This window comes from Gammaproteobacteria bacterium, assembly GCA_013003425.1.
Classification (GTDB): domain Bacteria; phylum Pseudomonadota; class Gammaproteobacteria; order Steroidobacterales; family JABDKV01; genus JABDJB01.
This window is the reverse complement of the sequence record JABDJB010000049.1, coordinates 36,873-60,166: the sequence shown is the minus strand read 5'-3', so window position 1 is coordinate 60,166 and position 23,294 is coordinate 36,873. Positions and strand designations below refer to the sequence as shown.

The following is a 23,294-nucleotide window of genomic DNA, read 5'->3' as shown; positions in this document are numbered from 1 at the left end:
TCTGGATCGCACCAAGCGTGCTGCGGAAGCTGCTGACCGAGGTCAGCGCCGCGTCGACCCGTTGAATCACGTTGTTCGCGTCCGCAACACTGGTGATATCAACGGTGGCAAGCGTCGTGGTATCGACGGTAACGGTCTGGCCATCGGCGAAGCCGATGAAGGCAGCGTCGGCGCCACTCAGGGCGATGTTCTCAGAAGCGCTGAGCGTCAGCGTGCCACGCTCGGTCCCGGTCTGTGCGCCGGCAGTCGTGAAGGCCGTACCACCAATAGTGCCGGTAAAACCCTGGGCTGCTCCCGCCGTCTCATCGACCTGGATATTGCGGCCTTCGGCCGACGTTAACACGACATCACCACTGCCATCGATTGATGCGCGCACGCCGGTGTCAGCCGCTTTCTGGTTGACTGCGGTTACAACCGTCGCCTTGTTCAGCGGATCATTGCCTGGATCGCTGAGATCAAACCCGTCGTAGACAGACACGCCATTGATCGACAACGAATAGGTACCACTGACAGCATCCGTCACATCGGCAAATGTCGAAGTGACGCTGGAGTTGGCCTGTACGGTCAGGCCGGTAACGCCGGCAGCGTCGATAGCGAATTTTTTCGCATACGCACTGTCTGCCGCCTGGCCAACCGCCTCGGCGCCGTCAACGCTGGAACCAATAACAACAGCTTCGTTACTGCCGATCTGGATAGTGAACCCACCGTCAGTAAGATCCGAGCTGGTTACCGCGTTGCCTTCCAGCGACGCGATCTGGCCCATCTGGTTAATACGCACGCCCGAGTTCAGGCTGACCTGGATGGTCTCGGCGACGTTGGCGCCAACCTGGAACACCGCATCGCCGAAGCTGCCGTCCAGAACCTTGCGGTTGTTGAACGTAGTCTGCGACGCGATGCGGTCAATCTCTGCGAGGCGCTGCTGCACCTCGGCATCGAGTGCTGCGCGATCGGAATCAGAGTTCGTGGCGTTGGCCGACTGTACGGCAAGTTCACGAATCCGCTGCAGGTTATTGCTAACCTCGCTGAGTGCGCTTTCCGCTGTCTGGGCAAGTGAAATACCGTCGTTGGCATTTCGCACTGCCTGGTTCAGGCCACGAATCTGCGTGGTGAACCGGTCGGAAATCGCGAGACCAGCGGCATCGTCCTTGGCGCTGTTGATACGCAGCCCGGTCGACAGCCGCTGTAGTGCCTGTGCGAGAGTGCTGTCGGAAGTCGACAGATTTCGCTGGGCATTCAGTGACATCACATTGGTGTTGATGGTCAGAGCCATTGTTGCTCCCCTCCTGGTTGATACTCCACAAGCGGGCCAATGGCCTGCTGTCCTGGATTCACGCCGTGTGACGTGTCTCCCTCCAGCCGCTGTATCGACCCAGGATGAAATTCCTTGAGCAATATCCGTATTCTGTTATATAGCGACCCCTCCAGTCGGGTATCGGGCAGCGACAGGTCAGCCGAGCAGACGGAACAGCGACAGGTTCTGTACCCGCAGGAAAGCCTGCTGCGCGGCCTGCAGCGCAACGCGCTCCAGATCGAGACGGCTGGCCGCTTCGATCAGGTCGATATCGCGTACATCAGACAAGGTGGTTTCCAGCGAAAGTTTGCTGTCGAGATTCATCTGCTGCTGGTCGTCAAGCGCGCTCAGCCGGGTACCGACGCGGGTGCGTACGCGGGCGATATGCTCCAGTGCCTGGTCGAGGTTACCGAGCACGGTATTCATTTCAGAGTGAAATATGGCGCGCGCCCCGCTGTCGGCCGACTGGCCGGTCGCGGTATCAATAAAGCCCTGCACCATGGCAAAAATATCCTGGTACTGCGCCGGCTCGATCACGAAAAGATCGCCCGACGCAGCCGGCCCGCTGAGCGAGACATCGATGCCGTTAAAGCTGATCACACCGCCGTCCTCGTAGGTACCGCTGGCCACTACCGCACCGAAATCGTCTTTTACTTCGTAGTCATTCGCCGTGCCGAAGGAGATTTCGTACCTGCCCGGGACCCACGCACCGGCATTTCGCACGGCGCCGTTATCGATGATTGCGCTGCCGCTGTTCTCGGACGCTGCCGCCGTTGTAAAGCTGCCGTTGCCGTTGCGCACAAACTGGAACACCGCGGCACCGGAATCACTGTCGGCAACGCGACGCTCGGGACCAATCTGCAGGAAACGCTGGCCCTGGTCGCCGCGATACTGCACTACGGTGTTGTCGCGAACGAATGGCTGGCCGTCCGCGGAAAAACCGGAAAACAGGTAGCCACCCTCGCCGTCACTGGCATTGGCAGTCTGCACCAGGTGACCCAGCAGCTGGTTGAGTTCTTCGACGATTACGTCACGCGACCCTTCGTTAGTATCGGAGTTGGCCAGCACTGCCAGCTCACGCACCCGCTGCAGTGTGTCAGTGACTTCGGCCAGTGCGTTGTCCTCCAGGCCGAGACGGTGGTTGGCAACGCTGATGTTCTGCTTCAGCTGGGCCAGCCGGCCGAGCGAGCGGTTGAGGTCGAGTTCGCGTGATGCTGCCACGGGGTCATCGGCCGCTGTAGCAAAGCGCCGCCCGGTGCCGACCTGCTGCTGCGTGCGCGCCAGCGCTGCCTGCTGGTTCAGCATCGATGCCAGCGACTGCAGGTACAGCGCCTGGGTTGAAATGCGTCCGCTCATCGTCTCACCGCCCCGATCAGTGTCTGGAATAATTCATCGGCCACGCTGATCACCTGCGCCGCAGCCTGGTAGGCCTGCTCGAATCGCAGCAGGTTGGCCGCCTCTTCATCCAGGTTTACCCCGGATACGGCCAGACGAGCCTGCTCCGAATCAGCCAGCAACACCTGCTGCGCATCACGGTTTATCGCAGCAAACTGCGTCACGGTGCCAACGCTGGCGACCAGCGTGCCGAAACTGTCGCTGAGGCTCGACGAACCATTGTCGAGTGCACCGGCACTCTGCAGCCCGCTGAGCAACAGCGCATTACGGTTATCGGCACTTCCGGCCGTATTTGCACTCACGGTGAAGGTATCGCCAGCCTGCGGGCTGCCGCTTATCTCCACCTGCCAGCCGTTATAGATGATCGGGTCGCCACTCGCGTAGGGCACCGGGCCGGTGCCGTCGACCTGGTAATTGTTTGCGTCAATGAAAACGATGTTCACCGAATTGAGCAGGTCGGGATGTTCGGCGTCGACCACCACACCTGCACTGACCTGTGCATCGCCGGCGTTACTGGTCGAGGTAGATCCGATAATGGCGGCGGCCGCGGCAATCTTTGCCGGGTCACTGACAAGCAATTCCATGCCGGCCGCCGCATTGCTGTTTGGCCGGATCAGGTAACGGTCGCCAGCGGCGGCGCCGGGCCCGACTTCGATTGTCAGTCCGTTGGCGCGAAACGGATCAGCCGCGGTGCCAGTGCCGGTCATCGGCACGGCCACGCCGGTGTCGCTGTTCTCCAGTGACCAGGATGCGCCGTCGTAGCGCAATACATAATCGTCCGTTGTCAGCGTTGCGATATCGTCGATGGTCGTCGTCACCGGCGCGCTGCCGGCGTTGAACGAAGAAGCCTGCGACACCGGTGCGCCTGTGGCGAACAAATCGCCGCCGCGACTGCCGGTCAGGTCAATGCCGGCGCGATGCTGCTGGTTCAAGGTCGCGGCAATGCCGTTGGCCAGACGACCGAGGGCATTACGCGCCGGATCAAGAACTTCGCGGCGAAAGTCCAGCGCGCCACCGATCTCGCCACCGCTCAGACGACTGGTTATCTCCGCGCCGTCGGCAAACTTTATCCCCAGCCGTGACGGTTCGAATTCGTTCTGCGTGGTCGCCAGGGCCTCGGAAGTACCGCCGCGCACCAGCACCAGTCCGTTACCGATAAACACGTTTGTCGCACCGTCATCCTGCGTAACCGTGGTGACGGAGACATGACTGTTCAGTTCGGTCAACAGGTTGTCGCGCTGGTCGAGCAGGTCATTGCTGGCCTGGCCACCGAAGCTGCTGGCGACGATCTGGCTGTTGAGGTCCGCCAGCGATTGCGCCAGCGCGTTGATTTCGGACACCGAGTTAGTAATGCGGCTGTTGACGTCGCGGTCGAGCGCATTGAGCCGGGACTCAGCCTGGTCAAAACGCTGTGTCAGCGCACGGGCCTGGCCCAGCATTGCCTCGCGAGTGATCAACGCCGCCGGGTCGTCGGCAACCGTATCGAGCGCGTTAAAAAAGTCCTGCAGCATCGTGCCTACGCTCGTCCCGCCGCCGGCGAGCATGTCGTCGACCTGGGTCGCCAGGCGGTGAAACGCATCAAGACGATTGAAAGACGATGTGTTGCTCTGCACCTGCCCTACCAGGTACTGGTCATAGATCCGCCGCACGCTGGTCACTTCAGTACCGAGCCCGGACATTGCCGTGCCACGCGCCGGACGCGCTGCCAGCAGTGCCTGCTGGCGGCTGAAGCCGACCGTATTGGCATTGGCGATGTTGTGGCTGGTCGTGGCGAGCGCGCGCTGGAAAGCGATCAGCCCGGACACGCCGCTGGTGAGAAAATCAGTCATTACAATACTCCTGCCTGGCCTTCATCCCGCAGTACATCACTGTCGAGAATCGCCACAATTTTCTGCGCGTACTTCGGATCGGTGGCATAGCCGGCGCGCTGCAGTTCCTGCGCGTAAGCATGCGGATCGGCACCCCGTTCTATGGCCTGTTCGTAGCGCGGGTTGCTGCGAATAAATTCTGCATAATCTTTTACCGCTTCGCCCATAGAGTCGTAGGAACGGAAATTCGCCGTTTCCCGGGTACCGATACCGTCACGAAACTCCAGCGTGCGTTTTGCCACCCGCTCACCATTCCACGATGCATCTGCCTTGATGCCGAAAAAGTTAAAGCTGTCACTGCCGTCCGGCTTGCGCATGGTGTGCCGGCCCCAGCCGCTTTCCAGCGCCGCCTGCGCCAGTACCGCGCGATGTGAAATCCCCAGCTCCTGCTCTACCTGCCGCGCGAAAGGCCGCAGTCCGGCGATGAAATCTTCTTTGCTGCCAGGTTCCAGGCGTTGGGCCTGGACCGGGCGCTCCAGAGGTGCGGCACCGTCGAGCTGGCCGAGCTGCCGAATCAGCAGCTCCTTCAGTCCCAGGCCGCGACCACGTGACATTTCCTGCGCAATCTGGCCGTCAAACATCTCCAGGTACTGCGACGACTGGCTGCTGCTCATCAGGTCGCTGTTCATGCTGGATTCGCGCATGGTCTTTAGCATCATGCGGGTGAACAGTGCTTCGAACTGCCCGGCTACCTCTTCCAGCGCGGCCTGCGGGCGCTGCTGCGCCTGCGTGCGCAGACGCGCCAGCCCGTTGAGGTCCGTGTCGATGCCGCTGTACGCACTCATCAGATGACAATCAGCTCCGCGCGTAATGAGCCGGCCTGTTTCAGCGCCTCGAGTATTGCGACCAGGTCACCCGGTGCGGCACCTACCTGGTTTACCGCCGTGACGATCTCGTTGAGCGTCACGCCCGGCTCGAACAGGAACATGCGCTGGGCATCCTCGATGATCTCAATGTCAGAGCGATTCACGACTACCGTGTCGCCGCTGCTGAAGGCACCTGGCTGGCTGGCACGTGGCGTTTCGGTAATGGTGACGGTGAGTGAGCCGTGCGAGACCGCGGCTGGCCTCACGGTGACGTGTGAACCAATAACAACGGTACCGGTGCGTGAATTGACGATCACCCGGGCCGGCGCCTCGCCGGGCTCGAGTTCGATGTTCTCCAGTACGGAGACAAAGCTGATGCGCTGTGACGGGTCGATCGGCGCGGCGACCTTGATCGATACCGGATCCAGTGCCTGGGCCGTACCGGCACCAAGCATCGCGTTGACCGCTTCGGTCAGCCGGTTCGCGGTGGTGAAATCGGGAGTATTGAGGTTCAGGAACACCGCCGGCAGCGTCACGAAGTTGGAGGGTACCGACCGCTCCACGGTTGCGCCATTGGGTATGCGCCCGGCACTGGTGGTGTTGACCGTAACTCGCGAACCGTCATTACCGGACGCACCAAATCCACTGACGATAACGCTGCCTTGCGCCATCGCGTAGATTTCACCGTCCGCACCACGCAGCGGCGCCATCAGCAGGCTGCCACCACGCAGGCTTTGCGCATTGCCCAGTGACGATATCGTCACGTCAATAGACTGACCGGGCTTGGAAAACGGCGGCAGATCGGCATGGATCGATACCGCCGCGACATTTTTCAGCTGCGGGTTGACGTTTTCCGGAACGGTAATGCCAAACTGCTGCAGGAAGTTCTTTATGCTCTGCACCGTAAACGGCGCCTGGCTGGTCTGGTCACCGGTGCCTTCGAGGCCCACGACCAGGCCGTAACCGACCAGCTGGTTGTTACGAACGCCGGCGATCGAGGCAAGGTCCTTGATGCGCTCGGCCTGTACCGGCTGCAGCAGTACGGCAAGAAAAAGAAAAACAAGAGTAATGCGGTGCATAACAGGTCCTCGTCAGAACGGCATCAGCGGACGGCTGAAGAAACGTGCCAGCCAGCCCTGGCGATTGGCGTCGGCCAGCGGCCCTTTGCCGCTGTATACGATGCGGGCGTCGGCAACCTTGCTCGATGGCACGGCGTTATCCGGACCGACATCGAATGGCCGCACGATCCCGGAGATGCGGACAAATTCCTCGCCCTGGTTAAGCGTCAGCCATTTTTCGCCGCGCACGTAGAGATTGCCGTTCGGCAGCCGCTGCGCCACGGTGACGGTAATGCTGCCTTGCAGCTCATTGCTCTGGCTGCTGGCGCCATCACCGTCGAAGCTTTGGCTACCGTCGATGGTCTGCGCCAGGATCGGGTTGCCGCCACTGCGCAGGTCAACGCCGAACAGTTTCGGGTTCTGGTTATTGATCGACGTATCCTTGCTGGTGGACGTGCTGGAGCTCTTGCGCGCCGCCGTTTTTTCCACCAGCCGTATAGTGATGATGTCGCCGATACGCCGTGCCTTCACGTCGGAAAACAGCTCGCGCTGGGTATTGAGGCTGAAGATCGCGCCCGGCGTCCTGATCTCATCCGGCATTGCGACAGGCTCGGCGGGATGCCATACCTGCTTGTTTGTGCCGCGCTCGGGCAGCAGCGAACAGCCGCTTGCCAGCATTGTGGCCATTACGAGAAAGGCGAGTCGCTTGTTATTCATCGCCATGCCCCTAGACGTTGTTTGTCAGGTACTGCAGCATTTCGTCGCTGGTCGCGACGGCGCGTGAGTTCAACTCGTAGGCACGCTGCGTTTCGATCATGCTCACCAGCTCGGCAACAACGTTGACATTGGAGCTTTCCAGCGCGTTTTGCTGCAGCGAGCCAAGCCCGTTCAGCCCCGGGGTGCCGGTCTGGGCCGCGCCACTTGCGGCTGTTTCCAGGAACATGTTCTGGCCGCGTGACTGCAGACCGGCCGGGTTGATGAAGTCAGCAAGCTGGATTGTGCCGACCTGGATCGGATCAGGCTGTCCAGCCAGGGCTGCCGACACCACACCATCATCGCCGATGGTCACCGACTGGGCATCACTGGGAATGCTGATACCCGGCTGTACCTGGTAGCCGCTGGACGTCACCAGTTCGCCGTCGGCGTTGACCTGGAAGGCGCCGTCGCGGGTGTACGAGATCGTCCCGTCCGGCAGCAACACCTGGAAAAAGCCGCGACCGGTAACTGCAACGTCCAGCGCATTTTCGGTCTGCGACACGGCGCCCTGCACAAAAGTTTTTGCAGTGGCGACCACACGTACGCCGGTACCCAGCATCAGCCCGGAGGGTAACTGCGTCTGCTGCGACGTCTGGCCGCCAACCTGGCGCACGTTCTGGTAAACCAGGTCTTCGAACATCGCGCGACCGGCCTTGAAGCCGGTGGTGCTGGCGTTGGCCAGATTGTTTGAGATGACGGCAATCTTGGTCTGCTGTGCATCGAGACCGGTTTTTGCTGCCCATAAAGCTGTGTTCATTCCTTGACTCCTAAATCAGCTCAGCTGCATCAAGCGCGCAGCAGCCGCGGCGTTGTTGTCGGCGGTTTCCATCAATTTCACGTGCATTTCGTAGGCACGGGAATATTCCAGCATCGAGACGAGGCTTTCGATGGAGTTGACGTTGCTGCCCTCGAGCACGCCGGCAGCAAGTTTTACGTTGGCATCAGCCTCCGGCACTGACTCGTCACGAGTACGGATCAGACCGTCACTACCCTTTACCAGGAGCTCGCGTTCCGGATTGACCAGGCGGATACGATCGACCGTCGCCAGCGTATTGGCGGTCTGCCCAAGCGGCACTATCGAGATGCTGCCGTCGGCGCCGATTTCCAGCTCCTGGTGTGGCGGGATAGCAACCGGTCCGCCCTCGCCCAGCACGACCTGGCCGGCGGCGTTGGTAAGGATGCCGCCGCTGCCCAGGCGCAGGTCGCCGGCGCGGGTGTAAACCTCTTCGCCTTCGGGACCCTGCACGGCGATAAAACCGGGGCCCTGGACAGCAACATCAAGCTTGCGCCCGGTCTGCTCCATCGGGCCGGTTTCGAAATTCACCCCACCGGTGGTCTTTATCGCGTTGATACGACTACGGTGGCCCGGACCTTCCACGGGGAAACTCTCGACCTCGATCAGGTCGGCGCGAAACCCGGTGGTGCTGGCGTTGGCCAGGTTATGCGCGTTGACCGTCTGCGCCAGCATCATGTGGCGCGCGCCGGTCATTGCAACATAGATCATTTTATCCATCGTGTTTTATTACCGCAGGTTGATGATGGTCTGGGTTATCGTGTCGGCGGTAGAGATCATCTGCGCGTTGGCCTGGAAGTTGCGCTGCGCCGTGATCATCTGCACCAGCTGTGCGGTCAGGTCGACGTTTGACTGCTCAAGCGAACCTGACTGGACCAGCCCGAGCGATCCTTTGCCCGCCTCACCACGCAGCGGTGAACCGGATGAAAAAGTTTCGCTCCAGGTGTTGTCGCCCAGCGACTTCAGCCCCTGCGGGTTGGAGAAATTGGTCAATGCGACCTGCCCCAGCGAGGTCGAACGCCCATTGGTGAATCGCGCCAGCACCCGTCCGGAACCATCAATATCTATACCGGTCAGCCGGCCGACATTGAGTCCATCCTGGGTCAGCGTGTTGACGACAAACTCACCGCCATACTGCGTACTCAGGCTGTAATCGAAATCCATCGTCAGCGGGTCGGCGCCGTTACCAGGATCGTATGGCGGTGCAGTGACAATGCCGCCGGCCGGGTTTATCAGCGTGCCGGTCGAGGAAAACTCCAGGGTATTTGCACCACCCACCGCGACGTCGTCGACGTACAGGCGCGTGTCCCAGAAGTTTGGCACCGCACTGCGGCTGAAATACAGCGTGGCGGTGTGCTCGGCACCGAGCGAATCGTAAATCGTTACCGATGTCGTGTGATTGAAAGTACTCGGATCGTCAGGATCGAACGGACCGCCCGGCACGGCGCTCTCGGTCGGCAGGTTCACGCCAACCTCCGTTTCGGTAGTCGCGACCGGCTTGCTCGACGACGTCACAAGACGCAGGTCTTCCAGTGCGCCGACATCGAAAATGCCGGACCCGGCATCCGGGTACACCTGCAACCGCTGTTGCGCACTGTTGACGACGAAACCGTCGGAATCGACACCAAAGGCGCCGGCGCGCGAGTAGACAAGGCCACCACCGTCGCTCAGCGTGAAGAAACCGTCACCGGTAATCGACAGGTCGAGCGGACTGCCGGTGAAATCGACGGCGCCCTGGCTGAACAGCTGCGATTCAGCGGCCAGCTGTACGCCGTCGCTCAGAACATCGGAAAACTCTGAACGAAATTGCTTGAAACCGAGTGTCGACGCGTTGGCTATGTTGTGCGCCGTGACACTCAGATCTGCGGAAGCGGCATTGAGCCCGCTAAGTGCGATACGAAATGGCATATCTGTACTCCTGCCTTATCGGATTTCCAGAACCTGGGAGAAACTGATCTGGCCACCACCGGCCAGGTTGAGAATGGGCGGCTGACCGCCGCCACCCAGCGTGACGCTGCGGACCCGGTCGGAAACGAGCACCCGGCCCGTATAGGATTCGCCACCGGATTCAATACGCGCGCTGATGGCGTAGTTACCCGCCGCAGCGGCCGCGCCGTTTTCATTCAGACCGTCCCACACGAACGGCTGACGTCCGGCCGGCGGCAAACCGAGATCGAGGCGGCGCACGATCTGGCCGGCCTCATCCTTGATTTCGACCACCACGGCGCCAGCGCCGGGCGGTACATCAACGGCCCCTTCAATCGTGCCGTCAGATTCGAGGCTGGCCTGTGACTGCTCGGCAAACACTGTCTTGCCAACCAGTGCTGCCGATTCCAGCACCTGGCTGGAAAACATCGACTCGGCCAGCGCGTTCAGACCGTTCTGTATGCCCTGGACGCCGGCCGCGGTTTCGAACTGCGCCAGCTGTGACAGGAACTCGCCACTTTCCAGCGGCTGGAACGGGTCCTGGTACTGCAGCTGCGTCATCATCAGCGTGAGGAAGGTGTCTTCCGATTCCGCAACGCTGTTTGCCGGTTGCTTGCTGCCCGTTGCGCCAAGCGTCAGGCCCAGCGCGTTCAGATCAATGTCGTTACTGATTGGCATGTGAAATTTCCTGTGCTGCCTAACGGCCCATGTTGATGGTCCGCAGCAACAGCTCCTTGGTCGTGTTGAGTATCTCGATGTTGTTCTGGTACGAACGCGACGCCGACATCATGTTGACCATCTCTTCGACGGTGTCGACATTGCTGCCATAGACAAAGCCGTCCTGGTCTGCACTCGGATGACCCGGCTGATAGGTCTTCTGTGGCGCGACATCGCTGGTGGTAATGCCGTTTACGCGTACACCTGCGGCCGAAGGGTCGGGGCTGAGCGAGTCCATCCAGGTGGAAAATACCGGCTGGCGTGCGCGGTAAACCTCGTCGGGGCTGCCGGCCACCATGTCGGCGTTGGCCAGGTTGCTGGCAGTAACGTTGAGTCGCACCGATTGTGCGGCTATGCCGGATCCGGCAATTTCAAAAATACTGAACATGGACATCAGCGTAATCCTCCGGTTATTGCATCGGACAGGCTGCGGATGCGTCCTTCGAGAAACCGCAGACTGGCCTGGTAACGAATCGCGTTGTCGGCAAACGCGGCCTGCTCGAACTGCGGCTCAACCGTGTTGCCATCGACTGACGGCTGCAGCGGGTTACGGTATTTCAGTTCGCCGCCGGCACTGTTGCCGGCTGCGGCACTGTCCAGGTGACGCGCATGAGTACGCATGATGCGAGCGCCGCTGCTCTCGCTACGCAGCATCTCGCGAAAATCCAGGTCGCGCGCCTGGTAGCCCGGGGTATCGGCATTGGCCAGGTTCGAAGCAATTACCTGCATGCGCCTGCTGCGCACCATGACTGCCTGCGGGTGAATCCCTAATGCCGTATCGAAACTGAAAGCCATCCTTGAGTCTCCAGATAGTCACCGGGCACAACGGCCCTGCCGGACACGGTGCAAGTAGCGTGCCAGCTTCGAAACGGCAGTTTTCAAGCGTGTTTATCAGAACCGGCGGCATAAAGCGGCAAGGCCTTTCCGCCCGGGCGGCAATCGGAGGTGCGTTTGCGGACAGGAAACCGGCAAAAACCCCGGTGTTCGGCTTGGCACGACAGTTGCATCGTGTTTTGCAACGGCTGTTGGCCGTGCCTTAAAGAAGGACACCGATGCGACGACTGTTTTTCCTTTTGCTATTGCTGCCCGGATTCAGCACCGCGGCGCAGTGGCAGTCTCTGGAAGAGATACAGGCCGCGGCAGAGCGCTACGCGAGCCGGCTGAATGCTGACGCCGCGCGTGAGTATTCTGCCGGCATGCTTGATGCGCGCCTGCGACTGCGTGATTGTTCCGGGCGGCTGGAGCCGTTTTTACCGCAGGGCACTCGCGCCGGCGCCAACATGACCGTTGGCGTGCGCTGCCTCGGGCAGGTGGCCTGGCGCGTCTTCGTGCCGGTGCGCAGCCGCATGACAGGCCAGGTAGTCGTGGCCCGACGGGCACTGCCGCGTGGCCACAGCCTGACTGCAGCGGACCTCGAGCTGGCCGAATTCGACCTGGACCGGCTGCCATACGGGTACCTGACCGAGGCGAATGTTGCCACCGGGCAGGTGCTGCGCCGCCCGGTCGCCCCGGGCGCCGTGTTGATCCCCGGCATGCTGCAATCTGCCCGCGCGGTGCGCCGTGGCCAGAGCATCACGCTGTTTGCCGACACCGGCGGCGGCGTGCAGATCCAGATGGCCGGCAAGGCCCTGGCCGATGGTGCACTGCGACAACGGATCAGGGTCGAAAACGCCTCCTCCGGGCGGGTGCTGGAAGGCGTGGTGCGGTCCGCCGAGCGCGTCGAAATTCTCGTCAACTGACAATAATCATTAAAGAATATGCCCCGGCTGCCGATACTCATAGTTGATCAGGATTATCCGGAGAGGGAGTATCGTGAATCCGAAAATCAATGGGATACCCGGTGGCTCACCGCGCATCGAGAGCGGTCAGCGGTCCGGCGATGTCCGCAAGACCAGCGAACCGGCACCGGCGTCGCCCGTCGACCAGGTCAGCCTGACCGAGTCGGCACGCCTGATGGTGCGGCTGGAGAAGATCCTGGAGGATCTGCCGACCGTCGATCGCGGCCGTGTCGACCAGATCAAGCAGGCTATCGCGGACGGCACCTACTCGGTCAACGCCGAAAAAGTCGCGGCAGAAGTGCTGCGCATGGAAATGGGCCTCAACCGCAGCTGATATGAACCAGCAGTGGCATAAATCCCTGCGCGACATCATCGGGCACGAGCTGGCGCTTGCCAAACAACTCGGCGATGCTCTTGCAGGTGAGCGCGAAGCGCTGCGTGCAGTCGATCCCGCAGCACTGGATGCTGCGACTGCCCGCAAGCATGACTGCATCGAAGGCCTCAGTGCACTCGACGGGGAACGTCGTCAGCTGTGTGCAACAGCCGGCGTCACTACAGACCGCAGCGGTATGGAACACCTGTTACTACAGGCCGATCCTGCCGGCGCGCTGACCGATAGCTGGAACCAGCTGCTCGGGCAACTGGAAGCCTGTCGCGAAGCAAACACCAGCAACGGCGTCATCGTGCGGCTGCAAAAACGCCGCGTTACCGAGGCGCTGGGCCTGCTGCACGGCGAAGCAGCAAACAACGCCGTCTACGGCGACACCGGCGAAGTCGACGAAAACGCCGGAACTCACGTCCACGCCGAGATCTGAGCAGCTTCAGGATCCCCCCTACCCGCCGATATTTCGGCTGACGGAAAACCGTTTGCGCCAGGTTATGTCCAGTGCCGACGGACCCTGCTGCGAGTGACCCGGACAGGAAGAGGAACAACACGTGGATCTTGCAACGCTGATCGGCCTGGTAGGTGCGGTCGGCATAATCATCGTAACCATCGCACTCGGCGGCGCAGCGCTGGTATTTGTCAATATACCGTCACTGCTGATCGTTCTGGTCGGAACGATCCTCGTGGTGATGATGAAATTCAGCCTCAAGCAGTTTCTCAGCGCCGGCGTCATCGCCATCAAGGCATTCATGCACAAGGCGTCGGACCCGGTGGCACTTATCGACAAGGCCGTCGAGCTGGCCCAGACCTCGCGCCAGGGCGGACTGTTGTCGCTGGAAAACGCCGAAGTGCCGGATGACTTCATGAAGGCCGGCATCAACCTGATTGTCGACGGTCACGAACCGGACATGGTGCGCGCGGTGATGGCCAAGGACATGACACAGACGCTGGAGCGCCACACCACCGGACGCAATATTTTCAAAGCTATCGGCGATGTCGGGCCGGCCATGGGCATGATCGGTACGCTTATCGGCCTGGTGCAGATGCTGTCGGTGATGGACGACCCCAAGCAGATCGGTCCGGCCATGGCGGTCGCGCTGCTGACTACGCTGTACGGTGCGATCCTGGCCAACGTTATTGCAATACCAATCGCCGACAAGCTGGGGTTGCGCAGCGAAGAAGAACGCCGCGCCAAGTCGCTGGTCATCGATGCACTGATGGCAATACTCGAGGGTCAGAACCCGCGTGTGATCGAGGGCATGCTGCAAAACTACCTGCCACGCTCGAAACGCAAGATTGAAGGCGAGGCTGCGGTGACCGCGTAATGGACGACGAGTTTCCACAGGAAGAAGAATCAGCAGGTGCGCCGGCATGGGTAATGACATTTGCCGACCTGATGTCCCTGTTGATGTGCTTTTTTGTATTGATGCTGGCGTTCTCTGAAATGGACGCACAGCGCTTCAAACTGCTGTCGGGCTCGATGAAAGATGCCTTCGGTGTGCAGGCCGATATCGAGGCAAAAATGATGCCGAAAGGCACCAGCATCATCACCAAGGAGTTCACTCCGGGACGGCCGCAGCCAACGCCAATGAGGTCTGTACGGCAGTTCACTATCAACTCGAACCGCAACACGCTCGATATCCTCGACAGCGGCGAGGGCGAAGGCCCGACCCAGGAAGAACTGCAGGAAGACGTGGAACGTATACGCAAGGCGCTCGAGGAAGAAATAAGTTCCGACCAGCTAAACGTCGACCTGGAAGGTCAACGCATCATTATCAGTATCAACGAGCAGGCATCATTCGATTCGGGCTCGGATGAGGTCAAGGGCGGCTTTGTCCCGGTGCTTGGCAAGGTCCGCGTGCTGCTGGCGGGTCTGAACGGCGCCGTAATGGTTGCCGGTCACACAGATGATGTACCAATAAGCACGGTGCGATTCCGCTCCAACTGGGAATTGTCGGCTGCGCGTGCCGTATCGGTCGCACACGAGCTGATGCGCGGAGGCTCCGTCGATCCGTCGCGTATGGTCATCGCCGGTCATGCCGACACCATACCGCGTGCGTCCAATGACACCGAGGCGAATCGCGCAGCCAATCGCCGGGTCGAGATAACTGTTGTACGCGGCGGGGCCGACAGCGAACAACAGGTGCAGGCCACAGGGGAGGAGGAACAACCAGCAGGAGCTGAATCATGAGTGCAGAGAGGCGGACCAGCTTCAGGATCGATAATCCGGTAGCGCTGGTCTATAAAGTAGTAGACGAAAGTGAAGTCAAGCGCAACGCGGCCGAGATCAAGGACGGCGGCTTTCTGCCTGGCGGCATGTCCGCGACATTATTCGGTATGGAGGCGGAACTGAAAGGCCGCATCAGCCGGGTACGCCAGCGTTCGCCCGAGATCGCCCAGTCGATGGAGCTGCTGAACAACAAGCTGAACGCGCTGATCAACCTGATGCCCCTGCTGCAGGGCGAGGAAGAAAATATTTTCGAGCAGCCAATGCGCAAGACAAATGTCAGTGCTACGGGTATTGCGTTTGTCAACGAGGAACCGCTCGAGGCGGGCGCGAATTTGTACCTGCGCCTGGTGCTTGCCCCGGATTATTATTATGTGGCTGCTTACGCGAAAGTCGTGCGCTGCCAGCCGATGAAGAACCCGCGCGATGGCTTCAGTTATCGCATTGCGGTGGATTTCACGCTGATTTCCGATCAGCACCGCGAGCTGCTGGTCAAATACACCATGAGTCGCGAGCTGGCGCTGCTGCGCGCCCGGCGCATGGCTGCCGAGGCTTCGGAGGAACCGGAAACCACGGCTACCTGAATAACCCCGAGCTGAACACGACGCATGGAGGCGGAGTTGTGAGCATAGACAATAAACTGGCGCGGAAACTGGAGAAACTCAGTGGGCTGCCAAGCCCGCCGCGCGTAGCCATGAAAATTATCGAGGCAGCGCGTGACCCGGATATAAGCCTGCGTGCCGTTGCGGACGTAATTACCGCAGACCCGGTAATTTCCGCCAAGGTCATGCGCATGGCCAATTCTGCAGCTTATGCCGTGCCCGGCGGCGTCAATACATTGCGCCGCGCGCTGCTCACGCTGGGGCTCGATGCAACGCTGATTGTCGCGTTGAGCTTTTCGCTGGTCATCGCGCTCAAGCGGGACAAGACTCAGGGCCTGAGCCACGAATATTACTGGCGCCGCTCGTTGCTGGCAGCAACCGCCGCCGGCGCACTGGGACGCGCGCTGAATCGTACTGATCGCGAAGCGCTATTCCTCGCTGCATTGTTGCAGGATATCGGCATGCTGGCGCTGGACAAGGCGGATCCGGGTTTGTATGCCGAAGCCGGTGACCTGCAACGCAATCATGATGCCCTCGCTGACTACGAAAGATCACAGCTGCAATGCACCCATGCCGACGTGGGTGAGTGGCTGCTGCAGCGCTGGAAACTGCCGCAACCGCTGTACCAGGCCGTTGCCGCCAGCCATGAGCCGTGCGCTGTGCCGCCCGACGAGTTTGCCCGCTGTGTCGCCCTGTCCGGGCCGCTTGCTGACGTCTGGCTGGCCAGCGACTGGGCGCTGTCGTTCCGTGAACTGGTCAGCGTCGCCGTAACCAGCCTGGACCTTGATGATCACCAGCTCGGCGTGGTGCTGGATGAACTGCGCGACCGGATACCTGAAACCGAAGCCATGTTTGAGAAGGACCTGCTTGCCCCGGTCGCAGGTTTTGCCGCGCTGGAAGAAGCGCGCGAGCTGCTCATGGAACGTGGCGTGGACCACATACTCAATGAACACAACGACGCTGCACAGACCCGACCGCCTGCCTCAATAACGCTGCTGCGCATGCAGCATCGTGCGGAACTGAACGAAGTACTGAACAAGGAATTCGACGCTGCCCGTCAAGCTGGCGCCGAGGTGGGTGTGGTCATGGCTGGCGTCGACAACCTCGACCAGGTGCGCGCCAGACATGGGGTCGATGCCGCCGAACGGCTGATTCGGGAAACCGCGCGCGTAATGTTGAACAATGGCGGTTCGCGGGTCATCGGGCAGTACACCGAAAACGAGATTCTGCTATGGATCAATGACTGCAATCACGATGCAGCACAGGTAGCCGGCCGCCGGATACTGCGTGACTACAAAGAAGTGGTGCGGCAGTTTGCCGGTGATCATGACGTTTCGACCAGCCTCGCACTTGGCGTTGCCGCAATGGATACCACACATTCATTTGACTGCGCCGCTGACCTGGTCGATGCCGCTCACAAGGCGCTGGCGGGCGCACAACTGGGCGACCTTGCAACCTGCGACGAGGTCAGGACTCCCGCGCTGGCGCCGTAACGCCCGCCTAGTCGGGCTGGTACACGGGCCCCAACCGGTTTCGGCCGGCACCCTTTGCTTCGTAAAGCGAGCGGTCGGCTGCCGCCAGCAAGTCCAGTGCCGCTGGCACGCTGCCATCCTTGCGCGGCACCGAGGTCGCGACCCCGGCACTGATTGTGACCACGCCGTGCGTCGACCCTCGATGCTCTATATCCAGTGCGACAACCGCCCGACGCACCCGCTCCGCCACGGCCACTGTGCCCTGGCCGTCGGTTTCCGGCAGCAGGACGAGTATTTCCTCGCCGCCGTAACGAAACGGCCTGTCCAGCACCCGCGCGCAGGCAAGTACCTCGCCGGCAATGTCGCGCAACACGCGGTCGCCGCGCGGATGACCATACGAATCGTTGTATGACTTGAACTTGTCTACATCCAGCAGAATGACCGAGTAAGTGCGGCGATAACGCAACGACCGCTGGTGGGCCATGGCCAGCGCCTCGTCCATTGAACGACGATTGCCGATATTCATCAGCGGATCGACCCGTGCAAGGGCCTCGAGCTGTTCTACCGCAGTTTCCAGTTCGGCTGTCCGTGTTGCAACTTGCGCTTCGAGCGTGCGGCGGTGCATATCTGCACGGCTGATATTGGCGCGCATCAGGTCGGACTGGGTCAGCACGCCAACGATCTCATCTTCTTCGTCGGTGACGACGAGGCGCCGAATGCGATGATCCGTCATCAGCTTGACAGCGGCATCTACCGTCTCGTGTCCGGCTATACAGATCACCGGTTGAGACATGGCTGCGCCAGCGGTTGCTTCGGCAGATTTGCCACCGAGCGCTCGCGCCAGCTCACGCACCAGGTCACGCTCGCTGATCAGGCCGATCGCCTTGTGGCCCTCAGTAACCACGATGCAGGAATGTCGCCGGATCCCCATCAGCGACGCGACTTCCTCCAGCGCGGTGTCCGGCCCGACGCACTCGGGATCACGACTCATCCAGCGCTCTACCAGCAGCTCTGTTGATACGGCAGTCTCTGTCACGGCGGGCATTGTACAGGCTCGGCCCGGACGCGCGAGTTCAGCGCGATGTCGCCGGAAGCCGGCTGAGCCACAGCAGTGCGATGAAGTCGTATACAGCGTGGCAAATGACCGGGGCAGCGAGACTGCCGGTCAGCAGGAACAGCGCGCCGAGGTATACCCCGATTATGGTTGCCGTCACGGCATAGGCGAGAGAAACAGCATGGGCCAGGCCAAAGAGTACGGAAGCGGCTACCAGCCCGACCAGCACAGAGCTGTGCCCGGCAATGAATACCTGCAGCAGGCCGCGAAACAGTGCTTCTTCACACAGGCCGGCAAGCAGCGATACCAGCAGGAACCCGGCAGGCCCGATGCCGTTGAAAAACTGGCGTACGAACTGGCGTGCCTCGCCGGTTGCGCGACCCATGGCTGTGCCCGGATTTCGCAGCCCCCACCACAACAGCAACAGCATTGGCAAAACGGCGGCCAGCCCAATGGCGAACGCAAAAAACCCGCCCGACAGCGCCGCCAGCGGGTCGACGCCCACAATCCAGCCCAGCCCGTACGCTACGACCAGCAAAGCGCCTTCGAACAGGCAGGCAAACGCGAGCACCTTTGCAGGTGGCATGATATTTATCACCCGGTGCCAGCCGGCACCCAGACCATGACCTTACCTGCGATTACGCCGTTGCGGGCAAAGTTGACCAGGCGTGCGCGGACAGATTCGGTCGTCTGCTGACCCTTGCACAACACCAGAGCGCCCTGCAGCGAGTTGACATCGACAGCCAGCATCATGTCGTCCAGCAGCTTCCCTACTTCGACTTCGCGCGCTTCCATTTCGGATTCGGTTCCCAGCACCGCTTCCAGGGCTTCAAGCACCTGGGGGTCGTAACGGTTGCTGCGCAGCTTCAGTTCGTCGAAAGCCTCGGAACTTGCCACGCCACGCGATTCAATCCGTTCAAAATCCAGCACCACTTTCAGTATACGCGAACCGATCGGTGCATCCGGGCTGTTATCGAAGCCGGCATCCTGCAGGCGAATGGCGTCGGCTACTTCACCGAGGCGCGGAATACGCGCAATAAGATCGCCGGCGACTACCGGGTGCTGGTCGAACAGTGCCTGTTCGTATTCCGCCAGCTGATGCCCGAGCGATACCTTCTCCAGCACAGCATCGGGAACGGTCACGCAGCCAATCTGCGACAGCGTGGCCATGGTCTCGTAGCGCCACAGCTCTGCCAGCCCCAGCTTTGTTGCTATCGCGGCCACATGCGTCCGGATGCGCGTCGTACGGCCGAAGGCGCCGGGATTGACCAGCGCAAGCACGTCTGCCAGCACCTGGATCGTTCCCTGGAGGGTGTTCTCCAGCAGGTCGCGTTCGGCGACGAGCAGCCGGTGCTGTTCCATCGCAGCCTCGACCGAATTCCACAGCTTGTCCGGCGGGCACGGCTTGTTGAGGAAGCGGAATATATCGCCCTCGTTTACTGCATCGATGGCAGTCTGCTGGTCCGAATTACCGGTGAGCATCATGCGTACCGTGTTCGGGCTGCGCCGCTTGACCTCGGCCAGCAGCTCCACGCCCGTCATCTCAGGCATACGCATGTCGCTGACGATGACTGCGTAGTCAGCGCAATCATCGATGTGTTCGAGCGCTTTTGCCGGGCCAAGCGCTGTATCGATACTGATTTTCTTGCGCAGCGCGCGACGACAGGCATCGAGCACCGGCTTTTCATCATCAACAAACAATACTTTTGGTGTGCTCAAGCTGTCACCTCGCATGCCGACTCGAACCAGGCCTCACAGGGCTCGAGGTTCAGCCGTCCCAGGTATTCCATGTCGAACTGCGCCTGCTCCGGGTCATTGGGCACGTGCACCATAGCGTTGGCTACATGCACAGCTGTCAGTGGTGAAAACTGGTCTCCAGCCCCACGCTGTGGCTCGTGGTGAAAAGCCGCCGCCTCGACGATCGGGTTGGGCAAACCCCACAGTCCCAGCAGGTAGGCGCCAACCACCATGTGGTTGTGGCCGAACTCCTCCTGCTCACAGACCCAGTCGGGCTTGCCGGTTGACTGCTGCGCTGCGATGACCTTTTTGTATCGCTCCGGATATTGAGAAGCCAGCACCAGTTTGCCGATGTCATGCAGCATGCCGGCCATTTGCGCATAATCGACCAGCTTGCGTGGCTGCTGGTTATCGGCGGCGAAACGCCGCGCCAGCGCACCGGTCTCCGCACTGTGCTCCCACAATCGCTCGAGGTCCAGCGCTGCGCTGTCGAAATCGGAAAAGACCTTTGCCGTAAGCACCAGGCCGCGCACGGCATCCAGCCCGAGTATGGCGGCAGCCTGAGCAGGGCTTTCCACGTGCCGATTCAAGCCGAAGAAGGCAGAGTTGACGACCTTCAGCACCTTGGCCGTCATCGACACGTCCTGCGCGATAATTTCGCCTATATCCGTCAGCGCCTTGCCGTCGCGTACCGCTGCCATGACCTCGGTATAGAGCGTTGGCAGGCTCGGCAGCGATCCCATCTCGGTAACCAGTTCCTGCAGGCTCCTGTCATTTATCAGGTCACGCAGTGAACAGGCGCGGTCAATAGTGGTTTTGACCGTCTCCGCGTCGCACGGCTTGGCAAGGTACTGGTGGGTCGCGCCGATACACTCCAGAACCATCTCCATGTCGGCATGCCCGGACAGTGCAATACGCACCGTATTGGGATAGTTTTCTTTTACTGCGGTGAGCAGCTGCACCCCATCCATACCCGGCATTCGCATGTCGCTGACTATGACGTCGCAAGGCGCTTCGCCCATTGCGGCCAGCGCCGCCTCGCCGGATGGCAGGAACTGCATGTCCCATTCCTGCCGCAGTCCGCGCAGCATTCGTCGCAGGCCGGTCAGCACCATCGGCTCATCATCTACAAATAAAATCCGTTTCATGCGGTTACCTCTTCCTCTGTTTTCTGCGACTTCAGCGGCAGGCTGACGATAAACGTCGTACCTACATCTGTTTCAGTCTCAAATGACAACTCACCGCCGTGCTGCTCCACCACTGCCGAATACGCCAGCGCCAGTCCCTGGCCGCTGCCACGCCCGACTTCCTTGGTGGTGAAAAACGGCTCGAATACGTTGTTCCGAATATGCTCCGGGATGCCGGTGCCGGAATCGCTGACCCGCATCTCGACTGCATTGTCGCGTAGTGCCGTCGTAATCCTGATCTTGCCGCGCTCGCCGCTGTCACCGAGACGGTCAGCAATTGCGTGGGCGCCATTGATCAGCAGGTTCAACACAACCTGGTTCAGTTCGCGCGGGAAGCACGGCACCGGCGGCAGGTTTTCGTCGAATTCGGTTTCCACTTCGGCGTGGTATTTCCACTCGTTCGCGGCTACCGTGATGGCATTGTTGATCAACCGGTTCAGGTCGGCCTGTTCCTTGTGTCCGCCACCACCGGGGTGTGAAAACTCCTTCATCGCACGCACGATATCTGCGATGCGGCGTATCCCGTCGAGTGACTGCGCCAGTGCCTGCGGCACCTCTTCCAGCAGGAAGTCTCGATCGGCCGCCTCGCGGGCCGCCTCGATGCGCTGCTTTTGCTCATCACTCAGCAAACCCGGTGCAGAACAAATCTCGTTGTACACCGCTTCGAGTTCGATCAGGTCGGTAAAGGCCTCCTGCAGAAACGTCGTGTTATCGGAGACAAACTGCGACGGCGTGTTGACTTCGTGAGCAATGCCGGCCGCGAGACGACCAACGGCTTCGAGACGCTGGGCCTCGCGCAGCTGGATTTCCATCATGTTCTTCTCGGTGACATCTGCACCGATCAACAGGCAGCCAATTTGCACCTTCTCGCTGTTATGCACCGGAACAATGGCAACGCCCAGGGTTGCCTGCTCGGAATCCGGCCGTTCGAAGCACAGTTCGTCGAGACGCACAACTTCGCGGTCTGACAGGCATCGCGCCACGCCGTCTGACAGTATTTCCACGTCGCCGCTCCAGCCGCAGTCACCAATCGGCCTGCCAACCGCATCTGCGGCGGATATACCGCTGATCTCGCGCGCCGCGCTGTTCCACTGGTTGATGCGGCTGTCCAGGTCGAGACCGATCAGGATCGAGGGTATTGCCGACAATACCTGCCCGGTGTGCGAGACCTCGTCGGCCAGGCGCACCGCCTGGTTGCGCGCCTCCTGCTCAGCCTGTTGCAGCTCCCGTGTCCTGACACGAACTTCACGCGCTGCGTGCTCGGCGCTGTTTGCCAGGGTGACCAGCAATAGCAGCACCAGGCCGGTAATCACTACACCGGCGGCCAGTGTGCCCCAGGCACCTGCCGGGACGCGCACTACCTCACCCGGCCAGGCGGTTACCCGCCAGATCTCACCAGCCAGCGACAGCGAAGATACAAAAGCGCTGGCCCCCTCGGGCGGCGCGCCGTTTTCCAGGATGATCCTGCTGCTGCGCTCCTCGACGATTGAAACCTTTGCGTCCCACTCGCCGAGATTGATCCAGGCAGCCAGCGAGTCGGTCGGCAATACTGCAATCGCAACCCCGGACCAGTCGATAAAATCCAGTGTCGGGGTTATCAGGATGATGCGTTCGCCAGTGATGACCGACTGTACGTTGCCGGACTGGAACGAGTTTTCCACTGCCGCTTTCATGCCGGGCACATTCAGCAGATCTTTGCCAAAAGCCAGCTCATCCCGGGGTCCCGGCTCAATATGTTCAAGTGGAAGGCTGATGCCGGCGATCAACGATTCCTCGTCTACGGCCTCTTCCAGGCCCGGATCATCGATCATCTCCATCGGCGCCCACGCCAGCATGGAAAGCCCCGCCTCCTGGCGCAGATAGGTCGCCGTAAAATTGCGAAATTCACTTGCCCCGACACTATCGGAGCTCAGAAAGAAAGCGCTTACCGAGCGCAGTTGTTCCGAGGTGCGACGCAGACCCTGGTCGAGCTTGGCCAGCTGCCGGTTTACATCGAGGCGAAAATCGTTCGCCAGCCGGGCCTCATGCCCGTTCACAACCATGTTGAAAACGGACCACGACACCGCCAGGCCCATGACTCCCAGCGCCAGCGCCAGCGGCATCAGCCACGAGCGCAACTCCTCGGCATCCGGGCTGCCATTTGTCAGCTTTGCTTTAATCACTGCGTTCCCTGCGCGTACGAACCCACACCGCGTAGTCCATCGACACGGCTTCCCATTGAACATATCGTCCGCAACCGGCA

At 60.8% G+C, this 23,294-nt stretch carries 24 protein-coding genes; 7 read left to right on the top strand and 17 right to left on the bottom strand.

Annotated elements, in window-relative coordinates:
* The 12 genes from HKN06_07735 to flgB all read right to left on the bottom strand — a co-directional run.
* Nucleotides 1–1,270: flagellin (locus tag HKN06_07735; GenBank protein NNF61204.1), on the bottom strand; the 1,270-nt coding region annotated here is incomplete at its 3' end.
* 177 nt (nucleotides 1,271–1,447) lie between these two features.
* The gene (flgL, locus tag HKN06_07730) at nucleotides 1,448–2,647 is read right to left on the bottom strand and encodes a flagellar hook-associated protein FlgL (protein ID NNF61203.1); all 1,200 of its coding nucleotides are present in this window, start codon (nucleotides 2,645–2,647) and stop codon (nucleotides 1,448–1,450) included.
* The gene (gene flgK / locus HKN06_07725; GenBank protein NNF61202.1) at nucleotides 2,644–4,515 is read right to left on the bottom strand and encodes a flagellar hook-associated protein FlgK; all 1,872 of its coding nucleotides are present in this window, start codon (nucleotides 4,513–4,515) and stop codon (nucleotides 2,644–2,646) included. Before flgK ends, flgL begins: the two co-directional genes overlap by 4 nt.
* The gene (flgJ, locus tag HKN06_07720; GenBank protein NNF61201.1) at nucleotides 4,515–5,339 is read right to left on the bottom strand and encodes a flagellar assembly peptidoglycan hydrolase FlgJ; all 825 of its coding nucleotides are present in this window, start codon (nucleotides 5,337–5,339) and stop codon (nucleotides 4,515–4,517) included. Before flgJ ends, flgK begins: the two co-directional genes overlap by 1 nt.
* Entirely contained in the window at nucleotides 5,339–6,439 is a 1,101-nt protein-coding gene (locus HKN06_07715; protein NNF61200.1) for a flagellar basal body P-ring protein FlgI, read from the bottom strand. The genes flgJ and HKN06_07715 overlap by 1 nt, the downstream gene beginning before the upstream one ends.
* Before the next feature lie 12 nt (nucleotides 6,440–6,451).
* A complete protein-coding gene (flgH, locus tag HKN06_07710; GenBank protein ID NNF61199.1) occupies nucleotides 6,452–7,135 on the bottom strand; it encodes a flagellar basal body L-ring protein FlgH in 684 nt (227 codons plus the stop codon).
* Nucleotides 7,136–7,145: 10 nt separating this feature from the next.
* On the bottom strand, nucleotides 7,146–7,931 hold the full coding sequence (gene flgG, locus HKN06_07705) for a flagellar basal-body rod protein FlgG (GenBank protein NNF61198.1): 786 nt from the start codon (nucleotides 7,929–7,931) through the stop codon (nucleotides 7,146–7,148).
* A gap of 15 nt (nucleotides 7,932–7,946) precedes the next feature.
* Nucleotides 7,947–8,687 carry a flagellar basal-body rod protein FlgF gene (gene flgF / locus HKN06_07700; protein ID NNF61197.1) on the bottom strand — a complete coding sequence of 247 codons (741 nt, stop codon included), beginning with the start codon at nucleotides 8,685–8,687 and terminating at the stop codon, nucleotides 7,947–7,949.
* 9 nt (nucleotides 8,688–8,696) lie between these two features.
* A complete protein-coding gene (locus tag HKN06_07695) occupies nucleotides 8,697–9,875 on the bottom strand; it encodes a flagellar hook protein FlgE (protein ID NNF61196.1) in 1,179 nt (392 codons plus the stop codon).
* A gap of 15 nt (nucleotides 9,876–9,890) precedes the next feature.
* Nucleotides 9,891–10,571 (bottom strand): flagellar hook assembly protein FlgD, encoded by a 681-nt coding sequence (locus HKN06_07690; GenBank protein NNF61195.1) that lies wholly within the window; start codon nucleotides 10,569–10,571, stop codon nucleotides 9,891–9,893.
* A 19-nt stretch (nucleotides 10,572–10,590) separates the two neighbouring features.
* Nucleotides 10,591–11,004, bottom strand: a complete 414-nt coding sequence (flgC, locus tag HKN06_07685) for a flagellar basal body rod protein FlgC (protein ID NNF61194.1) — start codon at nucleotides 11,002–11,004, stop codon at nucleotides 10,591–10,593.
* On the bottom strand, nucleotides 11,004–11,405 hold the full coding sequence (flgB, locus tag HKN06_07680) for a flagellar basal body rod protein FlgB (protein NNF61193.1): 402 nt from the start codon (nucleotides 11,403–11,405) through the stop codon (nucleotides 11,004–11,006). Before flgB ends, flgC begins: the two co-directional genes overlap by 1 nt.
* 257 nt (nucleotides 11,406–11,662) lie before the next feature.
* Here flgB and flgA point away from each other — a divergent pair, with 257 nt between their 5' ends.
* The 7 genes from flgA (at nucleotide 11,663) to HKN06_07645 (ending at nucleotide 17,095) form a co-directional block, all read left to right on the top strand.
* A complete protein-coding gene (gene flgA, locus HKN06_07675; protein NNF61192.1) occupies nucleotides 11,663–12,349 on the top strand; it encodes a flagellar basal body P-ring formation protein FlgA in 687 nt (228 codons plus the stop codon).
* Nucleotides 12,350–12,422: 73 nt separating this feature from the next.
* A complete protein-coding gene (gene flgM, locus HKN06_07670; GenBank protein ID NNF61191.1) occupies nucleotides 12,423–12,722 on the top strand; it encodes a flagellar biosynthesis anti-sigma factor FlgM in 300 nt (99 codons plus the stop codon).
* Nucleotide 12,723: 1 nt separating this feature from the next.
* Complete coding sequence (locus tag HKN06_07665) at nucleotides 12,724–13,203, top strand: flagellar protein FlgN (GenBank protein ID NNF61190.1); 480 nt, start codon at nucleotides 12,724–12,726, stop codon at nucleotides 13,201–13,203.
* A gap of 121 nt (nucleotides 13,204–13,324) precedes the next feature.
* Nucleotides 13,325–14,098 carry a flagellar motor protein PomA gene (pomA, locus tag HKN06_07660; GenBank protein ID NNF61189.1) on the top strand — a complete coding sequence of 258 codons (774 nt, stop codon included), beginning with the start codon at nucleotides 13,325–13,327 and terminating at the stop codon, nucleotides 14,096–14,098.
* A complete protein-coding gene (locus tag HKN06_07655) occupies nucleotides 14,098–14,964 on the top strand; it encodes an OmpA family protein (GenBank protein ID NNF61188.1) in 867 nt (288 codons plus the stop codon). The genes pomA and HKN06_07655 overlap by 1 nt, the downstream gene beginning before the upstream one ends.
* Nucleotides 14,961–15,584 (top strand): PilZ domain-containing protein, encoded by a 624-nt coding sequence (locus tag HKN06_07650; GenBank protein NNF61187.1) that lies wholly within the window; start codon nucleotides 14,961–14,963, stop codon nucleotides 15,582–15,584. The genes HKN06_07655 and HKN06_07650 overlap by 4 nt, the downstream gene beginning before the upstream one ends.
* Before the next feature lie 38 nt (nucleotides 15,585–15,622).
* Nucleotides 15,623–17,095 (top strand): HDOD domain-containing protein, encoded by a 1,473-nt coding sequence (locus HKN06_07645; protein NNF61186.1) that lies wholly within the window; start codon nucleotides 15,623–15,625, stop codon nucleotides 17,093–17,095.
* 7 nt (nucleotides 17,096–17,102) lie between these two features.
* Here HKN06_07645 and HKN06_07640 read toward each other — a convergent pair whose 3' ends face one another.
* The 5 genes from HKN06_07640 to HKN06_07620 are packed head-to-tail and all read right to left on the bottom strand — an operon-like array spanning nucleotide 17,103 to nucleotide 23,214.
* Nucleotides 17,103–18,119: a diguanylate cyclase gene (locus HKN06_07640; GenBank protein NNF61185.1), complete on the bottom strand. Its 1,017-nt coding sequence runs from the start codon at nucleotides 18,117–18,119 to the stop codon at nucleotides 17,103–17,105.
* Between the two features lie 28 nt (nucleotides 18,120–18,147).
* The gene (locus HKN06_07635) at nucleotides 18,148–18,714 is read right to left on the bottom strand and encodes a CPBP family intramembrane metalloprotease (GenBank protein NNF61184.1); all 567 of its coding nucleotides are present in this window, start codon (nucleotides 18,712–18,714) and stop codon (nucleotides 18,148–18,150) included.
* Between the two features lie 8 nt (nucleotides 18,715–18,722).
* Nucleotides 18,723–19,847, bottom strand: a complete 1,125-nt coding sequence (locus tag HKN06_07630) for a response regulator (GenBank protein ID NNF61183.1) — start codon at nucleotides 19,845–19,847, stop codon at nucleotides 18,723–18,725.
* Nucleotides 19,844–21,013 (bottom strand): HDOD domain-containing protein, encoded by a 1,170-nt coding sequence (locus tag HKN06_07625; GenBank protein ID NNF61182.1) that lies wholly within the window; start codon nucleotides 21,011–21,013, stop codon nucleotides 19,844–19,846. The genes HKN06_07630 and HKN06_07625 overlap by 4 nt, the downstream gene beginning before the upstream one ends.
* Nucleotides 21,010–23,214, bottom strand: a complete 2,205-nt coding sequence (locus HKN06_07620; GenBank protein ID NNF61181.1) for a PAS domain-containing protein — start codon at nucleotides 23,212–23,214, stop codon at nucleotides 21,010–21,012. Before HKN06_07620 ends, HKN06_07625 begins: the two co-directional genes overlap by 4 nt.
* Nucleotides 23,215–23,294: the final 80 nt, after the last annotated feature.

What these genes read in the sequence shown, in the direction of transcription:
- flgL (NNF61203.1), bottom strand. Translation starts at nt 2,647, where the DNA reads ATGAGCGGACGCATTTCAACCCAGGCGCTGTACCTGCAGTCGCTGGCA.
- flgK (NNF61202.1), bottom strand. Translation starts at nt 4,515, where the DNA reads ATGACTGATTTTCTCACCAGCGGCGTGTCCGGGCTGATCGCTTTCCAG.
- flgJ (NNF61201.1), bottom strand. Translation starts at nt 5,339, where the DNA reads ATGAGTGCGTACAGCGGCATCGACACGGACCTCAACGGGCTGGCGCGT.
- HKN06_07715 (NNF61200.1), bottom strand. Translation starts at nt 6,439, where the DNA reads ATGCACCGCATTACTCTTGTTTTTCTTTTTCTTGCCGTACTGCTGCAG.
- flgH (NNF61199.1), bottom strand. Translation starts at nt 7,135, where the DNA reads ATGAATAACAAGCGACTCGCCTTTCTCGTAATGGCCACAATGCTGGCA.
- flgG (NNF61198.1), bottom strand. Translation starts at nt 7,931, where the DNA reads ATGAACACAGCTTTATGGGCAGCAAAAACCGGTCTCGATGCACAGCAG.
- flgF (NNF61197.1), bottom strand. Translation starts at nt 8,687, where the DNA reads ATGGATAAAATGATCTATGTTGCAATGACCGGCGCGCGCCACATGATG.
- HKN06_07695 (NNF61196.1), bottom strand. Translation starts at nt 9,875, where the DNA reads ATGCCATTTCGTATCGCACTTAGCGGGCTCAATGCCGCTTCCGCAGAT.
- HKN06_07690 (NNF61195.1), bottom strand. Translation starts at nt 10,571, where the DNA reads ATGCCAATCAGTAACGACATTGATCTGAACGCGCTGGGCCTGACGCTT.
- flgC (NNF61194.1), bottom strand. Translation starts at nt 11,004, where the DNA reads ATGTCCATGTTCAGTATTTTTGAAATTGCCGGATCCGGCATAGCCGCA.
- flgB (NNF61193.1), bottom strand. Translation starts at nt 11,405, where the DNA reads ATGGCTTTCAGTTTCGATACGGCATTAGGGATTCACCCGCAGGCAGTC.
- flgA (NNF61192.1), top strand. Translation starts at nt 11,663, where the DNA reads ATGCGACGACTGTTTTTCCTTTTGCTATTGCTGCCCGGATTCAGCACC.
- HKN06_07665 (NNF61190.1), top strand. Translation starts at nt 12,724, where the DNA reads ATGAACCAGCAGTGGCATAAATCCCTGCGCGACATCATCGGGCACGAG.
- HKN06_07655 (NNF61188.1), top strand. Translation starts at nt 14,098, where the DNA reads ATGGACGACGAGTTTCCACAGGAAGAAGAATCAGCAGGTGCGCCGGCA.
- HKN06_07650 (NNF61187.1), top strand. Translation starts at nt 14,961, where the DNA reads ATGAGTGCAGAGAGGCGGACCAGCTTCAGGATCGATAATCCGGTAGCG.
- HKN06_07640 (NNF61185.1), bottom strand. Translation starts at nt 18,119, where the DNA reads ATGCCCGCCGTGACAGAGACTGCCGTATCAACAGAGCTGCTGGTAGAG.
- HKN06_07635 (NNF61184.1), bottom strand. Translation starts at nt 18,714, where the DNA reads ATGCCACCTGCAAAGGTGCTCGCGTTTGCCTGCCTGTTCGAAGGCGCT.
- HKN06_07625 (NNF61182.1), bottom strand. Translation starts at nt 21,013, where the DNA reads ATGAAACGGATTTTATTTGTAGATGATGAGCCGATGGTGCTGACCGGC.